At 59.4% G+C, this 20,816-nt stretch carries 7 protein-coding genes; 3 read left to right on the top strand and 4 right to left on the bottom strand.

Translation table 11 applies throughout. From position 1 onward, the window contains the following. Nucleotides 1-5: 5 nt before the first annotated feature. From ACR0AU_RS08285 to ACR0AU_RS08275, 3 genes are all read right to left on the bottom strand, one after another. Nucleotides 6-944, bottom strand: a complete 939-nt coding sequence (locus ACR0AU_RS08285; RefSeq protein ID WP_170394255.1) for an ABC transporter permease — start codon at nt 942-944, stop codon at nt 6-8. An 86-nt stretch (nt 945-1,030) separates the two neighbouring features. Then, nucleotides 1,031-2,596 (bottom strand): ABC transporter substrate-binding protein, encoded by a 1,566-nt coding sequence (locus tag ACR0AU_RS08280; protein WP_170509482.1) that lies wholly within the window; start codon nt 2,594-2,596, stop codon nt 1,031-1,033. A 25-nt stretch (nt 2,597-2,621) separates the two neighbouring features. After that, nucleotides 2,622-4,598 (bottom strand): CocE/NonD family hydrolase, encoded by a 1,977-nt coding sequence (locus ACR0AU_RS08275; protein WP_480795534.1) that lies wholly within the window; start codon nt 4,596-4,598, stop codon nt 2,622-2,624. 131 nt (nt 4,599-4,729) lie between these two features. Here ACR0AU_RS08275 and ACR0AU_RS08270 point away from each other — a divergent pair, with 131 nt between their 5' ends. After that, nucleotides 4,730-5,533 carry a helix-turn-helix domain-containing protein gene (locus ACR0AU_RS08270; protein WP_170635892.1) on the top strand — a complete coding sequence of 268 codons (804 nt, stop codon included), beginning with the start codon at nt 4,730-4,732 and terminating at the stop codon, nt 5,531-5,533. Nucleotides 5,534-5,598: 65 nt separating this feature from the next. On the opposite strand, the gene ACR0AU_RS08265 is transcribed toward ACR0AU_RS08270, so the two are convergent. Further along, complete coding sequence (locus tag ACR0AU_RS08265) at nt 5,599-6,636, bottom strand: zinc-dependent alcohol dehydrogenase family protein (RefSeq protein ID WP_480795533.1); 1,038 nt, start codon at nt 6,634-6,636, stop codon at nt 5,599-5,601. A 270-nt stretch (nt 6,637-6,906) separates the two neighbouring features. Between ACR0AU_RS08265 and ACR0AU_RS08260 the strand changes: the two genes are divergently transcribed. Beyond that, a complete protein-coding gene (locus tag ACR0AU_RS08260; RefSeq protein ID WP_480795532.1) occupies nt 6,907-20,232 on the top strand; it encodes a hypothetical protein in 13,326 nt (4,441 codons plus the stop codon). An 18-nt stretch (nt 20,233-20,250) separates the two neighbouring features. Continuing rightward, a complete protein-coding gene (locus ACR0AU_RS08255) occupies nt 20,251-20,730 on the top strand; it encodes an invasion associated locus B family protein (protein WP_170407630.1) in 480 nt (159 codons plus the stop codon). The last annotated feature ends 86 nt before the right edge of the window (nt 20,731-20,816 follow it).

Genomic DNA, 20,816 nt, shown 5'->3' with positions numbered 1-20,816 from the left:
TTTCCTCAATGCGCTTGTCTAGCGCGTGGGTCGAGCCACGCATTGATCAGATCCGCCAGTGCGGTCGACACGACGAACAAACCGGTTGAGATCAGAACCGAGCCCATGACAATCGGGTAATTGCGGGTGGTTATGCTGTCGATCACCAGCTTGCCCAGACCCGGGCGCGCGAACACTATTTCGGCGAATACGGCCGAACTCAGCAGGAAACCCATGCCGACGCCGATCACCGTGACAACCGGAAGAATGGCGATACGCAAGGCATAAACCATCACCACGCGGCGCTCTGCGATACCGAAGGCACGTGCGGTCCGAACGTGGTTTTCGCCTAAGACTTCCAACATCGAGGCGCGCACCAACCGCGCGATGTAGCCCACCCAGCTTAGCCCGATGGCAAAGGCGGGCAAAACGAGGTGATCAATGCGACCCCAGAAGCCTTCGCCCGCGCCGATGGCTGGAAACCACTGAAGATGCACGGCAAAGACCAATAGCGACAGAAGTGCTACGACAAAGGCGGGTGCTGCAACAAAACTGACCGAAATCGCCGCCGCAATGCGATCGATCAGAGTGTTTGGATGGGCAGCGGCATATGCCCCAAGTGCAATTCCCAAAGTGGCGGACCACAGGATCGACGCAAAGATCAGTTCCAGAGTGTAGGGTAGCTGCTGGAACACGATATCTGTCACTGACCGGCCCGAGAATACGTCGATTCCCAGATCGCCACGGGCCAGGTTTCCATAGAATATGACCAGCTGTTTCCAGATTGGTTGATCCAGCGCCAACGCAGCGGTGAGCTGGGCCTGAAGCTCAGGTGTTGCGCGTGGCCCCAACATGATCTGGACCGGGTCCCCGGGGACGGCGCGGATCATCAGGAACATGACGGTAACCGCCACGAACAGGATAAGCAGCGCTAGCCCGAAGCGGCGGGTTGCAAACTTCAACATGAAAAGCTGGCTCCTTTTGGATGGGTGGCGAGCTGTTTTGTCCGGCGGGCGTCAAACCCCGCCGGACATAACCGACCTTGGGGAGGTCAGGTCGCCTTGCCGAAGTACCGCAGCAGTGCCAGACCGTCGGGTCTTAGCGCGGGGGTGACACGCGCCGAATGAATCACCGGTGTCGCCTCGTGGGTGATAAAGCGGTATGCACCACTTTCTTCCATCAGATCCTGCGCCCGCTGATACATCTCAGCGCGTTTGGCCACATCCGCTTCCTTGAATGCCGAGTTGTGAATTTCGTCAAATTCAGCGTTGCTGAACCGCTCCCAGTTCCAGATGCCGACCTGTTCGGTGGTGAACCAGGCCGTCGCATAATATGGATCGGGGGTCATCGAGAAGCGGTTCAGAACCAGTTGCAGGTTCTCGTTGTCTCCGCTTGCCCAGAATGCACCGGATTCCAGTACGTTGACTTCGACCGTGATCCCGATCTGCGCCAGAGTTGCCTGAATGATCTGAGCCGTCGTTGTGAAAGTGGTCTTGTTCAGCGTGTCCAGCGTAAGCGTCACATTGGTCTCGCCAGATTCCGCCAGCAATTGCGCCGCTTTCTCGAAGTTTGCCGCCGGAGGGACCAGAGATTGCGGGCGGTGGCCCGCAAGGCCAGGTGCGATGATGCCTGTCGAGGGTTCAGCGGCTCCAAAATAGGCCGCCTCTAGGATGCTTGGTACGTCGACTGCATGTTGAATCGCCTGACGCAGTTTTGGGTTCTGAAGCTTGGGGTGATCCAGATTCATGCCCAACCAGACATAGAACAGTGAGGGTTTTTCGACCAAAGATCCGCCGTTCGGAACACCGGCCCGATAGCGTTCGACCGATCCCAGCGAAACTCGAGTCATGTCCAGTTCGCCCGCCTCAAAGGCGATCTCGGCGGTGTTTTCGTCGTCGATCGGCAGGATTTCGATTGTGTCCCATGTTGGTGCGTCACCCTTCCAATCCGGGTTGCGCTTAAGCACGGTTTTTTCTTTGGGTGACCAGCTGTCCCGCAGATAAGGGCCGGATTCAGCGACCGGATCAGCCCCGATGCGGCCCCCTGCGGCCTCGACCGCAGCTTTCGAGACGATGTTGCCGGTTATGTAGGGCAGGGCGATCGACCAAATCGGAGCAAACGGCTCGTTCAGAACGATGGTACCTTCGCGTTCGCTGCTCACTTCGACATGGCTGAACGGACCCAAATCGGGCTTGTTCGGGCTTTCGGTCGCATCGTCCACGATGCGCTCCATGCTGAATTTCACGTCTTCAGCGGTCATCGCACCGAAGCCATTGGTGAAACCGATATCATCGCGTAGGGCGAACTTGATATGGGTCGGGTCAACCTGCTCGATCATCGCCGCCGCATCCAGCTGCCAACCCCATTCCTCGCCGGGCTTGTATTGGATCAGCTTGTTGTAAATCGAGGCATGCACTTCTTCTTCGACAACACCGACGGAATGTGCGGGGTCCATGTTCTGGGCATCACCGTAGGCGCGCACCCGCAACACCCCGTCATCAGCGGCGAAGGCGCGATTGGCCCAGCTTGCAGGCAGCGCGGATGCCGCCCCAAGCGCAGTTGCCCCTTTCAAGAAGCCTCTGCGCCCGACATTTGCTTTTGTCCATTCGATTTTCATGATGTTCTCCCTTGGGTCAGATCGTTTACAGAAGCCTGCGCGGGATGGTTTCGTTCCATTCCTTTGTCAGAACTTCTGTTTTGTCCGCGCCTTCGGTGGCGCGCAGTTTTCGATGCAGATAGAAATTCTCGACGTCACAGGTCATCGCGTTTTCGGTGCTGATCTCGACCTGCCATTCGTCCCTCTCGAACGTGAAACGCCAGCCCGCCGTGAATTGCGCGGTCGCTGGGTCATCGGGATGGATCGCATAGCGCATGGCGACGTGGCTTCCGACGATGAGGCCGTGGCCGGGGTCCTGTGCTTTGCCGTAGTCGTCGAATGTCTCAAGTACGACGGTTCCATCCGCTTCTATGCGCCGTTCGGATCGGCCCGACGGCGCGCGCAGCTCGGTGCTTTGCAACGTCGGATAATCCTGCGCTGGTCCGGGATGTGCAGGATCAGCTTCCTCAGACATCGTCCGAACCGGCAAATACAGCGCCGAACCTTGCAGTTGTAACGTCACCTCTGCCGCTTCTGGCGCGGGCCAAACGATAGGCCAGTAAGCGGTAGACAGCGCAAGACGCAGGATATGACCGGGTTTCACGCGATGCGCGCACTCATTTAGTGCGATTTCCGCACTGTAGACCTGACCGGGAACCAACGCTTCAGGGGTCTCGTGGCTCTTGTAGTGCGTCAGGTTCAGCGCCCGATAGGTGATCCGCTGAGAAACCCCATCCGGGGCGACATCACACAACCGCGCTATCAGATGGGCTACCGGTCTGTCCACGGTGAAGGACAGTTTCAGTCGCGCCCGTCCAAGCAGTTCAAGCGGCTTGTCCAGCGGTGCCGTATCGAAACAAAGCGACAGTGCGTCATCGGCTGCTTGATCTTCGGCCAACTCATTGTCGATCCGCATGCCCGGGCAGAAATACCCGCCAGCCTGTCCGATATGGGCCGGATTCGATACGGTTGTCTCGGCCGTAATGGCGACGTCGGAAAACCCACCCAATCCCAAATGCCAGACTTCATCGCTGACATTGGGCGACGGCCATTCTGTCTCGGCGATCCAGCGGCCCTGCCTGGGTTTGTTCTTTTTGCTCGGGCCAAAATGATCCTGCATATAGGTTCGGTAGGCGGGCAGGTCTTCGGCGCCATTCTGCTGCCCCTTCAGCCAGCGATCAAACCAGCCGATCACCTCGGAATGGAAATCTCCTGCCTCCAGTTTCGAGATATGCGGATAGCGGTGCTCCCACGGTCCGATCAGTGCCTTTGACGGCACGGCCAGATTTGCTGCCAGCGCTGGCGGAGCGTTGACATATGCATCCGACCAACCCGTTATCGCAAGAACCGGAGCTTGAATCGCCGACCAATCCTCGCAGACCGAGCCATGTTTCCAGAACGCGCTGCGCGTTGGATGACGCAGCCAATCGGCTGCTGAGAATGGTACATTCTCAAGTCGGGCAAGCCAGTCTTCTCGCCAATCAGATCGCAGCTCGGGGTCTGCGGGCCGTGTCAAATAGGCGAACATTTGACTGCCCCAGTTGATATTGTCGCTTAACAGGCAGCCGCCCATGAAGTGTATGTCATCGGCGTACCGATCCACGGTCGAGGCGACACTGACCACCGCCTTGAGCTCGGGCGGATGGCGAAAGGCCAGCTGCAGCCCATTGAACCCTCCCCAGGAGATACCGATCATCCCAATGTTTCCGTCGCACCAGTTTTGTGCGGCGATCCAACTCAGGACGGCTTCACCATCGCGGAGTTCTTGTTCCGAATACTCGTCGTCGAACTGCCCCTCGCTATCACCGGTTCCGGCAATGTCGACGCGGATGCAGGCGTATCCTGCCTCGGCAAATACTGGATGAGTGGTTGCATCTCGCGGCGCAGTTCCATCCCGTTTGCGATAGGGGAGGTATTCCAGAATGGCGGGTGACGGCCCGGTTTCGGGCAACCAAATTCGTGCAGCCAGTTTCCGACCATCCGGCAGGGGGATCCAGGAGTTTTCGATGATTTTTGTGGACATTCGGAGCGAGGTCCCGTTGTTGCGTTTGGTACAGCCAACCCGCATTCCGAAAATTATTGAACTGAGCTACTTTACGCGCTTTTATTCAATCTTTAGCATTATAGCGTCAAAACGCGAAAGAAATGACGCTTATGTCCGAAAGTTTTTCCGCAAATTTACGGTCTTTGTGCGCCGAGCGAGGCAATATCTCGCAAGTCTGTCGAGAAATCGGCCTGAACAGGCAGCAGTTTAATCGCTACCTCAACGGCGAAAGCTTGCCATCAGCCCACAACCTGCGCCGTATCGCTCGGTATTTCGATCTGCCTGAGGCGCAGCTTTTTGCACCTCGGGCGGATTTTGAAGAAACATTGAAAGACTCGATCGTCCGTCGGAAAGAAACTCCTGCCAGCTTGTTTGTTAAGCCGTACAGTGATCAGGTGAAGAATCTCAGACGCTATGTGGGCTTCTATCATTCTTTCTTTTGCACCCCGTCTTGGCAGGGGCGCATTTTTTGTTCTCTGATCCGACTTAAGGAGGTGGATGGCGTCGTGACGATCCGCTCGCACGAAAACGCCACGTCCCCGGACAAAAGCGTTCGGCAGATTTCGCGCTACGAAGGGCTGGTTGCCCTGCGCGGTAACAGGATCTTCGCCACCGAACATGAAAGCGGCAAGGAAGGAAGCATAGCGCAGACCATCCTTTATTCCGCGCATCGCCAACAGCTAAAATACTTGCGTGGCATGACAATGGGTGTGGCTTGGCGGCCGTTTCCACACCCTTATGCGGCGAAAACAATCTGGAAACGGCTTGATGAGCGCATTACCGCCCGTGAAGCGCTCACTGCCTGCGGTGTCTATTCAGAACAGAGTAAATCAATCGACCTGGCGGTCCGAAAGTACCTTTTGGGATCAGGCGATGCCCATTTTTCAGCGATACCAACAGAACTTGCCAATTGAGTGATGCATTTTGAAATCGCCGTTTAGTGGCGCCATTTTCACACGGGGCGGATCCTGTTTGTGACTCAGAACCTTGTGATGACCGTCGCACCGATTGAGGTAAACTTATCCATCCCTATCAAGGCCTTGGGCGCGTCTTCCAGGCTGATTTTTTCCCCCACCAACCGGGCCGGATCCAACTTGCCATTTTTAATCATGTCGAGCATCGCGCCATAGCGATGCGCCTGCATCCCGTGCGAACCAAGCAGTTCGATCTCTTGTCCTACGATCTTTGGCATGGGTACTGCTGGCGAAGCGTGATCACCCAGCATCAGACCGACCTGAATGTGCTTGCCGCGCGGACGCAGGCAGAGGATTGAGTTGGTCATAGTGACGGGATGACCCAATGCGTCGATTGACACATGGGAGCCGCCTTTGGTGATTTCGCGGATCGCTTCGGGAACATCAGCATCTGTACCGTTAATGGTCGCAACTGCACCCAGTTCTTGCGCAAGTTCGAGTCTGGCTTCGTCTAGATCAACCCCGATGACATTGGCCCCGACGGCGGCAGCAATCATAACGGCTGACAGACCGACCCCACCGCAGCCATGCACGGCAACCCATTGACCGGCCGAGACCCTTCCCTGATCGACGACCGCGCGGAATGAAGTGGCAAACCTGCAGCCAAGGCTGGCGGCGGTTGCAAATTCCATGGTTTCAGGCAGCGCGACCAAATTAAGGTCAGCCTGATGAATTGGCACATATTCCGCGAAACTGCCCCAATGGGTAAAGCCGGGTTGCTCTTGAAACAGACAGACTTGCTGATGCCCTGCGTGACATTCGCTGCACGTTCCGCAGCCGCAGACGAAAGGCACGGTTACTTTGTCGCCAACTTTCCAGTTCTTTACATCCCGTCCGACGGCTTCGACCACGCCAGCCAACTCATGACCGGGTATGTGAGGCAGCTCGATATCACTGTCATGCCCCATCCACCCGTGCCAATCGCTGCGACAAACGCCGGTGGCTTCGACCTTCAGAACAACGCCATGAATATCGGGTGCAGGGTCGTCGACAGTGACAACCTTGGGGGTTTGTTGGAACTTCTCGAACAGGACAGCCTTCATAGTGTGCTCTTTCATTTTTTCGAAAAGTTGTGTGAACCTAAACCAACTCAGCCGAACTGATCCAGCCATAGGGATGAACCCAGGTTGTGGCATTTTAGCACTATTTTAACCAAATCCAGTTTTAGACAAATTTAAGAAATCCACTCTCCTTAAACTTGCGCATATCTTTCTTTAGGTGGTGATGGGGAAATTCCCAAAAGCAATGTGTTGCTTTTGGGTGCAGCTCTTCTTTGCCTTCTGTGCTGGTGAATTGGGTTGTAGGGTCTCAAGGTGTCAAAGTTTTCAAACCTGCTGTTTGCGCTTTCTATTTTTCTATTTAATTCAACACCTTTGCTTGCCGCGCCGACTGCAGATTCAATTGTTGGAGACACTGTTAACAACCCTGTGACTGGTCTGGATACGACAGTCACTGCACTGATCGTGGATCCCGCTTCAACACCTACAGCCGGGACGACGGCTTTTGTTGAGACGGCGGATGGCTATGTGTTTCTCGTCAAAGATGCCGGCGATACAATTTACAACTCCGACAATCCCCCACTGGCATTTGAGATTGTATCCATAACGGGAACAGCGGCTCAGATCAGTAATTCTGGTGCGACCGGAACGGCCAGCTTGTCCACTCAGCTGACCCTGTCTCAGTACAACAGCAACTTCAACAGTTCGGGTACTCCTGGCTCTGTCACCCCGCCGGTGAACGTCTCCGGACCTAACGGTGTGAGCCAGGTCGTTTACGGGCGAGATGGCAGCAATGGGCGCGATGGTGCGCTTGTTGTGCCACCAAGTTCAGGTGGAAACGGTGCCGATGGCCCAACCCAGACTCAAACCCTGAACGGGAATGTCAACGCAACCAGCAATGTCGGTTGGCAAGTGGGTAGCGTTGGCGGTGACGGTGGTCAGGGCGGCGACTCGTATCTGAGCTTTTGGGACGGGCGCGATGGCGGCGACGGCGGGGAAGGCGGCACGGTAAACGCAACACAATCCTCCAGCAGCACGATCCAGACATCGGGCGACGGCTATGACGGTATATTTGCGTTCAGCCGCAGCGGCGAGGCTGGTGATGGTGGCAGCGGCTTCGCGGCTCCGGGTGGGGGCACCGGTGGCCACTCGGCAGATGGTGGCGATGTAACCGTTACGCAGCGGGGTGACATTTCTACGTCCGGCGACTCGGCTGATGGCATCTATGCGCTGAGCGTTTCGAACAACGGCGGTAATGGTGGGTCACAATGGGGGCTGGTTGGCTCGTCCGGTAACGGAGGCTATGGCGGTAGCGGTGGCACCGTAACGGTAAACACGACCTCAAGCGGTAGCATCTTGACGACCGGCGACTATGCGAACGGTATTTACGCACAATCCATCGGCGGTTCGGGGGGGTCAGCGGGGACAAGTGGCAACTTGTTGGTTTCGCTCATTGGCGGGGCCGATAATGGCGGAAATGGAGGCAGGGTTAACGTCTCGCATGGTGGCGCGATTGAAACACAAGGTGATTTCGCGCGCGGTATTGTTGCCCAGTCCATCGGCGGCGGCGGTGGTTCGGGCGGAACTGCAGGCGGCCTGGTATCACTTTCTCTTGGTGGTGTGGGCTCGAACGGCGGTAGCGGGGACGCGGTGAATGTCACTGTGCAAGGTTCGGGAAGCATCCTGACTTCGGGCATTGGGGCTGACGGTGTCATGGCGCAATCCATCGGCGGCAGCGGCGGAACCGGTGCAAATTCATATGGGCTTGTTGCGATTGGTGGCACAGGATCTCGGGGCGGAACGGGCGCTGCGGTAAGCGTCAGCAACTACGGGCGTATTGTAACCGAAGACGACAACGCCCGCGGGATTATCGCGCAATCCATCGGCGGCGGTGGCGGTGATGGTGGCTCGTCCGGTGGAATGGTCTCGGTCGGTGGCAATGGCAGCGGCGGTGGCAGCGGGTCCACTGTGACGATCGTGAATGACGGGATCATCACCACTTCGGGTGATGATGCGATGGGTATTCTGGCCCAGTCGATTGGTGGCGGTGGCGGCAATGGTGGTTCGTCCGGTTCGGTAGGTGCGTTTGTCGGGGTAGCCATCGGTGGTGATGGCGGGGCCGGAGGGACCGGTGGCAATGTCAACGTAACCTTATCCAACACCGATGGCAGCCAGCCGTCGGCTATCCGGACTTCGGGCGCGCGCTCGGCAGGTGTATTTGCACAATCCGTCGGCGGCGGTGGCGGCAACGGTGGCGGAGCGGTCTCGGTTGCGGTTGGCGCATTTGGCGCGGCATCGGTCTCGGTTGGTGGGTCCGCTGGCAATGGTGGCAACGGTGGGACGGTCACGCTTAGCGGCAGCGGTTCAGCTTCTGTACAAACCGGTGGCGACGACTCGGTTGGGGTGATGCTGCAATCTGTTGGCGGTGGCGGGGGCAATGGTGGCTATGCCGTATCTGTCGCAGCCTCTGGAGGTCCGGTATCGGGTTCGCTGGCTGTTGGGGTTGGCGGTGACGGTGGTACGGGCGGCACGGGTGGTCCGGTCACGGTTGGCCAGTTCGATGGTAGTGGCGTCGCAACAGCAGCTGGGTTAGAAGGCACTGTCGTCACGACCGGAAACCGGTCGACAGGTATGCTGTTTCAGTCCGTCGGCGGTGGTGGTGGCAATGGTGGATTGGCGGTCGCCGCGACCGGTGGCGCCTCGGCACTATTTTCGGGCAACGTATCAGTTGGAATTGGCGGCAAGGCCGGCAGTGCGGGCAATGGTGGACTTGTTCAGGTCTATACCAATGCTGACGTGACCACGACTGGCACAAGCTCCAGCGCGATCATCGCGCAATCCGTGGGTGGCGGTGGCGGTAATGGTGGTGGAAGCATCGCGGCCGGTATCAGCGCAAGCGGAGGCGCTGCGGTCGGGATCAACGTCGGTGTCGGCGGAGATGGTGGTGGTGCCGGTATCGGTGGCAACGTCATTTTGCGTGCCGGTGGGACCTCAATCGAAACCAGTGGCGCATTCTCCAGCGGTGTCGTTGCGCAATCCGTTGGCGGCGGCGGTGGTAATGGTGGTTATGCCATCGGTGCCAGTGCCGATATTGCGGGCGGCGCTGCCGGGTCCATCAGTGTAGGCCTCGGCGGTAAAGCTGGCGGTGGAGGTGCGGGCGGTACAGTGACGGCCCAAGTTGATGCGGATGTCATCACCCGTGGGGATGATGCCGGTGCGGTCGTGGTGCAATCCATCGGCGGTGGCGGTGGCAATGGCGGCTTCAGCGTCGCTGCTGGCTTGGCGGCCGGCGGTGGCGGTGCCGGAACGATTGGAGTCGGACTTGGCGGCGACGGAGGCAGCGGCGGCATAGGCGGTACGGTAACCGGCGTGCGCGTCAACGGCGACGTTCGGACCGAAGGTGCACGCTCGACGGCTGTCGTTATTCAATCCATCGGCGGTGGCGGTGGTAATGGTGGTTTCAATGTCACCGCCGGAGTGGCAGCGGCAGGAGCCGGTGCTGGGTCAATTGGCGTCGGGCTCGGCGGCAACGGCGATACAGGCGGCAATGGCGGCGTGGTTGAAGGCCAGGTTGCAGGAAACGTCACAACAGTGTCCGAAGGTTCAGGCGGCGCAGTTTTCCAATCCATCGGCGGCGGTGGTGGCAATGGCGGCTTCAACGTGACGGCCGGTGTTGCTGGTGCGGGGGCAGGTGGCGGTGCCGTCACCGTAGGCCTTGGTGGCGACGGCTCAGGAGGTGGAATCGGTCAATCGGTGACCGGTCGAGTCACAGGCACCGTAAGCACCGGTGGCGCGGACTCAACTGCCGTTCTGGCACAGTCCGTTGGCGGCGGCGGTGGCAATGGCGCTTTTAATGTTAGCGCGTCACTTGCAGGGGCTGGGGTTGCGAGCGGTGCAGTTTCAGTTGGCCTTGGCGGCGACGCAGGTACGGGTTCGACGGGTGGCACTGTCAATCTGACGAATACAAATACGATTGTAACTGTCGGGGACCGTTCTTCAGGCGTCGTCGCCCAATCCATCGGCGGTGGTGGCGGCAATGGTGGGTTTAATATCTCGGGGACCGGGGCCGGTGCAGGTACTGCAAGCGGTGCGGTCAGCGTCGGGCTTGGTGGAACGGGCGCAGGTGGCGGTAATGGCGGGTCGGTTACGCTAAGATCCAGTGGGACAATTCTGACGCAAGGCGACTCGGCGACAGCATTCCTCGCGCAGTCCATCGGCGGTGGCGGAGGTAACGGCGGGTTTAACGTCAGCGCATCGGTTCAGGGATCGGGCACTGCAGGGGCTGGCGTCTCGGTCGGATTGGGTGGCAACGGCGGCGGTGGAGGCGATGGCAGCACGGTCGATGCCACATCGAACAATGCGGTTGAAACGCAGGGGGATCAGTCCTCGGGCGTCGTAGCGCAATCCATCGGTGGCGGAGGCGGCAACGGTGGGTTCAACGTAGCCCCGGTTCTGTCGGGCGCAGGTACAGCCAGTGGTGCGGTGAGTGTAGGACTGGGTGGTTCAGGTGATACCGGCGGCAATGGCGGCATTGTCACGCTGACCTCGAATGGCACCATCCTGACGGATGGCTTCGCCTCTAGCGGGTTTGTTGCGCAGTCGCTTGGCGGTGGCGGTGGTAACGGCGGGTTCAATGTCTCGCCCACCGTGTCCGGGGCTGGAACGGGTGCGGGATCAGTTTCGGTTGGTCTGGGCGGCTCAGGGTCCGCCGGGGGTGACGGCAGTTTGGTGACGGCCAGCACAACAGCTAACGTGGTAACCCGAGGGGATGCTTCGGTGGGTATCCTCGCGCAGTCCGTTGGTGGCGGTGGTGGTAATGGTGGCTTCAATGTCTCACCGGCTTTGGCTGGGGCCGGCACCGGATCGGGCGCGATCAGCGTTGGCCTGGGTGGGTCCGGTGGCAGCGGCGGCACGGGGGGTGTTGTTGGCCTGACGGTTGCCAATAGTGTTCAAACCGAAGGTGCGCAGTCCAGCGCAGTTGTGGCGCAATCAATCGGCGGCGGCGGCGGCAATGGCGGGTTCAACGTTTCTGCTTCCGTCGGTGGCGCAGGTACGGGTTCTGGCGCTGCGGCAGTTGGCTTGGGCGGTCGTGGAACTGGCGGCGGTGACGCCTCGGCGGTCACGGCGAATGTAACCGGGAATCTGATCACGCAAGGTGAAACCTCCAGCGGTCTCTTGGCACAATCTGTCGGCGGTGGCGGCGGTAATGGTGGCATGAACGTCTCGGTTGCAGTGGCCGCGGCGGGCACCGGCTCGGGTGGGGCATCCGTGGGTCTTGGTGGGGCGTCCGGTACCGGCGGCAACGGAGGCACAGTTGAAGCCACATTGAACGGAAACGTCTCGACACATGGCGATGAATCCGGCGGGGTGATCGTGCAAAGCCTTGGCGGCGGTGGGGGCAATGGAGGCATGAATGTTTCCGCCACAGTCACTGTCGCAGGAACCGGCAGCGGTGGTGCGTCTGTTGGTCTTGGTGGCAGCGGTGGTGACGGGGGCGACGCGGATACGGCCGAAGGCACGGTCGTTGGCAATGTTACCACTACCGGTGACAATTCTGGCGGCGTCTTGGTGCAATCTGCTGCGGGTGGCGGCGGCAATGGCGGGCTGAACGTATCAGCAGCCGTGAACATCTCGGGGACCGGGGGCGGCGCCGTCGGGGTTGGCATCGGTGGCTCGGGTGGCGATGGCGGTGCTGCGAGCGCGGCGACGGGGTCGGTCACCGGCGATGTCACTACAAGTGGTGAGAACGCGACGGGCGTTCTGGTCCAATCCGTTGGCGGCGGCGGCGGTAATGGCGGCGTCAACATCTCGGGCGCTCTGAGCATCGCACGCACTGGATCGGGTGCGGCAGGTATCGGCGTGGGCGGCTTCGGCGGCAGTGGCGGGACCAGCGGGGTAGTCGACAACACGTTCTCGGGCAATGTGAGCACCTCGGGTCCGCGGTCGGCAGGTATTATCGCACAAAGCCTTGGCGGAGGTGGCGGCAATGGCGCCACAAACATTTCCGGGGCCATTTCTGTAGCCAGCAACTATTCCGGCGGTTTGGGGATCGGCGTCGGCGGCTTTGGCGGGGACGGTGGTGCGGCAGATAACGTCACGCAGCGGGTCACCGGAGATGTCATGACAACCGGTGATGACTCGGTCGGCATTCTGACGCAAAGCCTCGGCGGCGGTGGTGGCAACGGCGGCACCAACATCTCGGCAGCGTTGTCTCTGTCCCGATCAGCCAATGCGGCGGTCGGCATCGGTGTGGGCGGCTTTGGCGGCGGCGGCGCTGATGCCGGAGCGTTGGTGCAATCGACAATCACCGGCGGAGTGACCACGACCGGCGATCGCAGCACCGGGATCCTGACACAGAGCCTTGGCGGCGGTGGTGGCAACGGCGGCACTAATATCTCGGCCTCGTTGGGTATCAGCCAGGAAAATGGCGGCTCGGTCAGTCTGGGCGTTGGCGGCTTCGGTGGCGGGGCGGGTAACGCTGGTGAAGTGAACAGCACATTGCGCTCAAGAACGGACAGCAGTGGCACAACTTCGGTGGTAACCACTGGCGTAGACAGTATTGGTGTCATGGCCCAATCGGTCGGCGGCGGGGGCGGTAACGGCGGTCTGAACGTTTCTGGCGCTGTCAATCTCACCGGCAAATCCGGTGCAGCGGTTGCCCTGGGACTTGGTGGCTTTGGTGGCGGTGGTGGCAATGCCGATGCGGTCACGTTGGATGTTCAAAGCGATGTAGTGACGGCGGGTGACGGGTCGCATGGTCTGTTTGCGCAAAGCCTTGGTGGCGGTGGCGGTACCGGGGGCGTGAATATTTCGGGCACTCTGGCGCTGACTAAACCATCGGGGTCGGACACGATCTTTTCGGTTTCAGCGGGTGTTGGCGGCTTTGGCGGGGCTGGCGGTGACGCAAGTGACGTCGATCTGGACTATACCGGCAATGTGCAGGCCATTCCGATGGTCGAGCAACCGGATGGAACATTCGCTGTTGATGAAAGCAAAGGAGCCAGTGGCATCATTGCTCAGTCGCTTGGCGGCGGCGGCGGTGACGGTGGTACGAACGTCTCAGGCGGCCTCGCGATCAGCGGCAAACCCGGCGCAGGCCAGACAGATAGCAGCAAATCCTACGCGGTTGTCGTGGGCGTCGGGGGCTTTGGTGGCGGCGGTGGAGACGCCGGAAATGTCGATGTGAACATTGGCGCAGGCAGTACGATCACAGCTCACGGCACTGGCCAATCCGGCCTGCTGGCCCAATCCGTTGGCGGCGGCGGTGGCAACGGTGGTCTGAACGTGTCAGGCGGGATCGTATCCGACAGCTCTCTGATCGTGGGCGTCGGTGGTTTCGCAGGCGATGGCGGTCAGGCCGGAGGCGTCACGGTCACCTCGCAAGCGGATATTACGGTTACAACGAACCCGGACGATATATCGATCCCCAATACAACGACGTTCGAAGACAAACTGCGTGATTTCCTGGGCGACTCGATCGTAGATGAGACCGAGGAATTGGCGTCGAACTTCGGGTTGGAACGCCTGTTCATCGACATGGGTGTCTTCAACGAAGAAAAGCCGGATACTGACGGTTCGGCGGGTCTACTGGCGCAGTCCATCGGCGGCGGCGGCGGCAATGGCGGTCTGAATGTCTCGGGTGGAATCGCGCTCAGCAAAGATGGCAAGATCCCTTCGGTTACGTTTGGCGTCGGAGGCTTTGGCGGTGACGGCAATGTCTCGGGCAATGTGGGCGTCAATCACGCGGGAACTGTGTCAGTCGCCGGCAACTGGAAACATGGAGTTTTGGCCCAGTCGATCGCAGGCGGCGGTGGCAACGGTGCATTGAATGTGACCGGGCAGCTGAACTATGGCGACTCCAACAACTCGGACGGCAAAACGGATCTGAGCATTGTGGGCGGCCTTGGCGGCCACGGAGGTACTGGTGCGGATGCGGGTGACGTGTCGGTCACTCAGACCGGCAACATCGCAACAAATGGCTATCACGCGCGTGGAATCTTTGCCCAGAGCATCGGCGGCGGCGGTGGCACTGGCGGCATCAATGCAACCTTTGTTGGTACTAAGGACAGCTCACCGATCGCGATGGGGATCGGCGGCTTTGGCGGCGGTGGCGGCGATGCGGGTGACGTGACCATCGCGCGTGGCACAGCGGCCCTTGCTGCGGGGACAATCACGACCGATGGCGTTGGATCGCACGGTATCGAGGCGTCGAGCATTGGCGGCGGCGGCGGCGATGCCGGGATCAACGCAGTTGTGGGTATCAGCAAGACCACCGGCAATCAAAGTAACGGCGGCACCGGCGATTCCACGGATCGCAAGACACCGACCAATACCGGCGTCGATGACTCGGTCATCGCCAACTACAACGCGGTTTTGGATGAGCTTGAAGGCAAGGTGAACCCTGCAGATTCCTCGGGCAACAAAACCGGAGTGTCGGCGGTGGTTGCCATCGGTGGCGATGCAGGTACGGCAGGGGACGGTGGCGAGGTCGATGTTGACCACTATGGTGATATCGTCACCTTGCAAGATGGCAGCCACGGTGTGTTTGGGCAATCCATCGGCGGTGGCGGCGGCAACGCCGCCTTGAACCTCGGCATGACCTATGAGCTTGCCTCCGACGCGACCAACAAAGGCTTTGGCTTGGCTATTGGCGGCGGCACGGGTGAGGGCGGCATCGGTGGTTCGGTGGATGTGCGCAATACAGGCGACCTCGCGACCTCGGGCGCAGATTCCCATGGTCTGTTTGCGCAGTCAGTTGGCGGCGGCGGCGGCAATGCTGGCTACAATTCGGCATCGACGTCGGTTGATGGCGGCAATGTAAACATCCAGATCGGCCGCACGGGTGGAACCGGGGGCAGCGGTGGGGACGTCTATGCCAGCTCGAACGGCGCGATCAGCACGACGGGCAACCGGTCTTATGGCTTCTTTGCACAGTCCATCGGCAATGGCGGGGGTAACTCGTCATCAACTTCGGTCAGCATCGGCACCCCGAAATCCGGCGACAGCAAAGGCAACAAAGCCAGCCTGTCAGTCGGGCTTGAAGGCGGTACGGGTGGCGCAGCAGGCGATGTGACTTCTGTGGTGGCGGGCACTGTTGTCACACAGGGCGATGACGCACATGGCGTATTTGCCCAGTCCGTTGGCGGCGGCGGCGGCAATGGTGGCAAGGCCAGCAACTCGGCTGGCAAGGGTACTTCAATTGCCTTGTCCATCGGTGGTACCGGCGGCACCGGAGGCGTTGGTGGCACGGTGGACGTCACCAACACTGCCCAGATCGCAACGTTAGGAGATCGCTCGATTGGGCTGATGGCGCAATCCATCGGTGGCGCAGGCGGAACTGGCGGCATGGTACAGGCCGGACAATCGAACCTCGATACCATCAAAGCTGTGGTCAACCCGTCCACAGTCGGCACCACAGCATCGATCAACATAGGCGGTACCGGTGGGGACGGTATGACCTCGGACATCGTTACCGTAGTGAGTGACGGAATAATCAGCACTGCAGGCACCATGGCCCATGGTATCTTTGCGCAGTCCGTCGGAGGCGGCGGCGGCATGGGTGGTGTCGTGGAAAACCGCATCATCAGCCTGCGTAAGGAGATTGGAAACACCGCGACATTGTCCATCGGCGGCAACGGCGGCTCGGGTGCGATGTCGGCGGCGGTATCTGTGACCAACCGGGACGTGATCCTGACCACGGGCGACAAGTCGGTGGGTATCTACGCGCAATCGGTCGGCGGTGGCGGTGGTGATGCACAGCAGGTTCGAAACATTATTCTGGGCCGGTCCTCGGAGGGGTCTACGACAAACGCGATCCTTATTGGTGGCACCGGCGGCACCGGTGGTTCTGGCAGTACAACCACTGTTGTGAACGAAGCCGATGGTACCATCGTGACCAGCGGAGCCGAAAGCCACGGTATCTTCGCACAGTCTGTCGGCGGTGGCGGCGGCAATGGCGGATCGACAATCTCGGTTGATGGTCGCTATGGCGGGGCCGAGGCGAGCACTCGGCGGGCGTTGCAGTTTGGCCTGGGTGGCTCGGGTGGTTCCGGTGGAACCGGAGGCAACGTGGCCGTCACAAATGCAGGTACGATCCTCACCATTGGTGCAGGTGCGCATGGCATCTTTGCTCAATCCGTTGGTGGTGGCGGCGGCAACGGTGGGAGTTCGATCACAGGGACTTTGCGGCTGAAGACGGGGGACAGCAGCTCTCCGACCGCGCAGTTGAACATCGGTGGTTCGGGTGGCAGTGGCAATGCTGCCGGAAACGCGGTTGTCACCAATACCGGCGACATCCGCGTTGATGGCGAAGGGGCCTACGGTATCTTCGCGCAATCCGTTGGTGGCGGCGGCGGTAACGGTGGTTTGGCCGTCGCGATGGATGTGAACGACCTCAAAAACACCATGACCGGCCAGTCATACTCGAAGATCGCCATTGGCGGTTCTGGTGGTGACGGGGCGGATGGTGGAGATGTCACGGTCAACCATACCGGTACGATTGTCGTGAACGCTGAAAACGGGTTCGGTATCTATGCCCAATCCGTAGGTGGCGGCGGCGGCAATGCGGGATATTCGGTATCGTCGCCCTTAGTCTCGGCGCTGGATTACACGATCTCTCATGTGTTGGGCGCGCGAGAAGGGACCACCGGATCGGTGGGAACCGCGAATGTCAATTCAACTGGTGACATTCTGGTGAATGGTGCAGGCAGCGAGGCCATCTTCGCACAATCCGTTAACGGCGGCGGCGGCAACTCTGAAACATCGGTCGACTTTACGACTGCGACGGCAAGCGCGGGTGGAACCGGCACGGTTTATATCAGTGACATCTCGCTGGGCGGTGATGATGTTTCGGGCACAGCGGGCAGCCAGGTTGCCCAGTCGCACGTCGGTAACATAGCGACCACCAGCGACCGCTCGACAGGTCTGATGCTGCAGAGTGTTGGCGGCGGTGGTGGCACATCGGCCAACAACATCAGCCTTCAGGATGGCGACGGTATCGAGATTGATGCGCGCCTGGGCGCGATTGATACGAATGATGCAGCAGGTGGCGATGTGTTCGGCAGCCGGACGGGCGATGTCGGCACTGATGGTGCGTTTTCCTCGGCAGGTACGGCGCAATCTATTGGCGGCGGCGGCGGTAAGCTGGTGCTCAACAGCACGGGCACGGCTGATACCAACAGGTTTGCTTCGGTAATCCTGGGGTCCGATCCAAGCTTCCGCAACAACGGCGGTGATATCGATCTTGATCTGAATGGAGATGTCTTCACCAGCGGTGACCGGTCCTTTGGCCAAAGCGTTCAAAGCATCGGCGCGGGCGGTGGTGAAGCTGTCGTTGCTGGTCTTGGAGGCGTCGATGTGACCCTCGGGGCGCAGGACGATTCAACTGGAGATGGCGGCAACGTCGATTTCACCAATACCGGTGACGTAAACACAAGTGGTACCGGATCGCATGCGTTCGTGATCCAGAGCATCGGTGGTGGCGGTGGTCTTGTCACGACAGACCTGGACCCCAGCCAGGTGACCGTAAATCTGTCAGCTGCAAATGGCGGGGACGGCGGGGACATTCTATTCTCGCAAACTGGTAACACGATCACCAGCGGAGAGAACGCGATCGGTGTTGCAGTGCAATCGCTGGGTGGCGGTGGCGGCATCGTCGACTCCATATTCCGGGGTGCCGCAGGTGGCGCCGGGTCGGGCGGTGCTATCGACATGACCCTGACCGGCAATGTGTTGTCGGTCGGCGACGGGGGCATTGGTGTCTTTGCTCAATCCGAAGGCCGTGACGGGGCAGACGCCATCATGCTTGGTTTCGATGGTGTTGTCATGGGCGGCACCGGGCAAGCGAATTCGGTTGCCTCGATCATTGTCGACGGAGGTACCGACAACACGCTGACCCTATCAGAAGACACGGTGCTGATCGCGGGCAATAACCAACTGGTGAACGCCGGCGATGGCAATGAACAAATTACGCTGTCCGGACGCGCGCTTGGGAACCTGAACCTTGGTGACGGGACGAATGGCCTGACCGTGGAAGATGGTGCAACCTTCTATGCATTGGATACCGTGAATCTGGGCGACGCCGGGCTCATGCAGGTGGATGGCAACTTGGTTCTGGGCGCAAATTGGGGCGTCGACGGAGGCCTGACGGCTGCTGTTCAAGCGGATGATTTTTCCTTCACCGAAAATGTCAGCCAGACCACGAACGTGACCGGAAGTCTGGCCTTTGGCGGCACTGCGACTTCAACGTTCGACGTGTATTTCCGAACCACTGGCATATCGGGTGGAGACAGCGATCTGATCAATGTCACCGGGGATGCCACCATTGGTGGTACATTGGTGCCGCGGTTGAACACGCTCGAACGCGCGTTGCCGCTTGTCATCATCAATCCCGATGGAACGGCCGCAGATGCTGGCACGACCATCCAGGACACTGTGGTTCTTGATTACTCCATTGGTTTGAACGGGGCGACGTCGGACGGCAGTTCGATCGATCTGGTGATCACACCAGACTATTCGACGCCTAGGATGAACTCCAACCAGACCGCGATCGGTGACTATATCAATGATGTCCTGAACGGGCGGGGAACGTCCGAACAGGGCGAGCTTTTGGCGCTGATCGGGAACATGCAATCCGAGGCCGATGTGATCGCGGCCATTGAGAGCTTGTCGACAGCGGACTACGCCGCAGATGCGGTGGATGCGTATTTTGGCACGCGGGTATTCGCGGATACGCTGCAAAACTGTGAACGCTACACCAATTATCAAGCCGGGGATGATCCGCGTAACTGTATCTGGTTTACCGGCGGCCGCTATTTCTTCGACCGCGAGCAGACCGGGATTTACAACGATCTGAACGTCAATAACACCAATTGGTCGGCGGGTGTCCGTCTACCGGTGGGGGATGAGTTGTATGCAGGGTTTGCCCTGGGCTACGACCAGATCAGCCTGCAGAACGGATCGCAATACAATGCATCCGGCGATCGGTTCAATCTGGGTGCATCGCTGACCAAATACACAGGCGCGTGGGAGTTTGCGGCCATGCTGTCGGCAGGTTGGTCAAACTACGATACAAGCCGTGCAGGTGGGATCCGGGGCGTTTTGCCCAATGGCACAATTGTGGACACCGTTGGTGTCAGCGAGATCAAGCACAAGATGAACAACCAGAACCTGCGGCTCAGCCTGGCGTATGATCAAAGACTTGGCGCTGGTGGAGCGTATCTGCGCCCCGAACTGGCCGTCGATGCGACGCGGTTGGCGACGGAAAGCAATGGCGATGCCACTTTGTCAGGTATCGTCTTGCAGGACGACAACGAGATGATCTATTCGCTGACGCCGTCGATTGAGATCGGGGCCGAGCAGATCCTGAGCGCCTCGCAGAAACTGCGTGCGAGCCTGCGCGCCGGTGCCATCCTCTCGTCTGACGACACGGTGTCGGTAACCGCTGGCTTCAGTGGGGCCAGCGCCGCCGACGGAGGGTTCGTGAATACCAGCTATATCGGTGACGCCCACGGCGTCGTGTCCGCGCGGTTGGGATTGTTTGCTTTGGATGAAAGCAGCTTTATCAACCTGAGCCTGGACCATATGTTTGGGGACTCAACCGAAGCCCTGCAGGTTGGCATTGGCCTTGGGATACAATTCTAGTTTATGAGGAACAGCAGTATGAAAACTTGGATCTACGCTTTGGTGGCGTCGTTCGGTTTGACAACTCAACTTGGCGCACAGGAAAACGAAGCGCCATTGTGGTCGGTCAACTGCAGCAATCAGGTCAACGGAACTGAACTGATTTGTGAAATGACCCAGACCATTATCTTAACCGAGAATAATCAAAGGCTTGCTTCGATTGCGTTCGTCAAACCTGCCGGCAGAGACGAGATCGAAGCGGTGCTGACACTGCCATTTGGCCTGCTGTTCTCTGAAGGGCTGATTGCTAAAGTGGATGATGCCGAGATCGCGCGGCTGGATTTTCTAACCTGCGAAGCACAGGGTTGTTTTGCCCGTTCTCCTGTCTCTCAGGACTGGATGTCAAAGATGCGCGCTGGCAATCTGTTGAGTATTGAAAGCGTAAACCGGGTCGGCGATCCAATTTCCTTTGGTTTCGATCTGGCGGGATTTAGCAGAATATCCGATATGCTGCCGTGATTGCCTGGCCTTCCTTCCAGAAGGCCGCGCAGGCCTTCTTGGTCAGCAACGCGTAGAAGGGTCTGACCAGAGCGTTCATTTTGTGA

This window comes from Ruegeria sp. CG1 (assembly GCF_056537265.1).
Note: the sequence above shows the minus strand (reverse complement) of the source record. Positions and strands in the feature narration are given on the sequence as shown.

Coding starts and splice junctions, on each gene's coding strand:
- ACR0AU_RS08255 (WP_170407630.1), top strand. CDS start 20,251: ATGAAAACTTGGATCTACGCTTTGGTGGCGTCGTTCGGTTTGACAACT.
- ACR0AU_RS08265 (WP_480795533.1), bottom strand. CDS start 6,636: ATGAAGGCTGTCCTGTTCGAGAAGTTCCAACAAACCCCCAAGGTTGTC.
- ACR0AU_RS08285 (WP_170394255.1), bottom strand. CDS start 944: ATGTTGAAGTTTGCAACCCGCCGCTTCGGGCTAGCGCTGCTTATCCTG.
- ACR0AU_RS08270 (WP_170635892.1), top strand. CDS start 4,730: ATGTCCGAAAGTTTTTCCGCAAATTTACGGTCTTTGTGCGCCGAGCGA.
- ACR0AU_RS08275 (WP_480795534.1), bottom strand. CDS start 4,598: ATGTCCACAAAAATCATCGAAAACTCCTGGATCCCCCTGCCGGATGGT.
- ACR0AU_RS08280 (WP_170509482.1), bottom strand. CDS start 2,596: ATGAAAATCGAATGGACAAAAGCAAATGTCGGGCGCAGAGGCTTCTTG.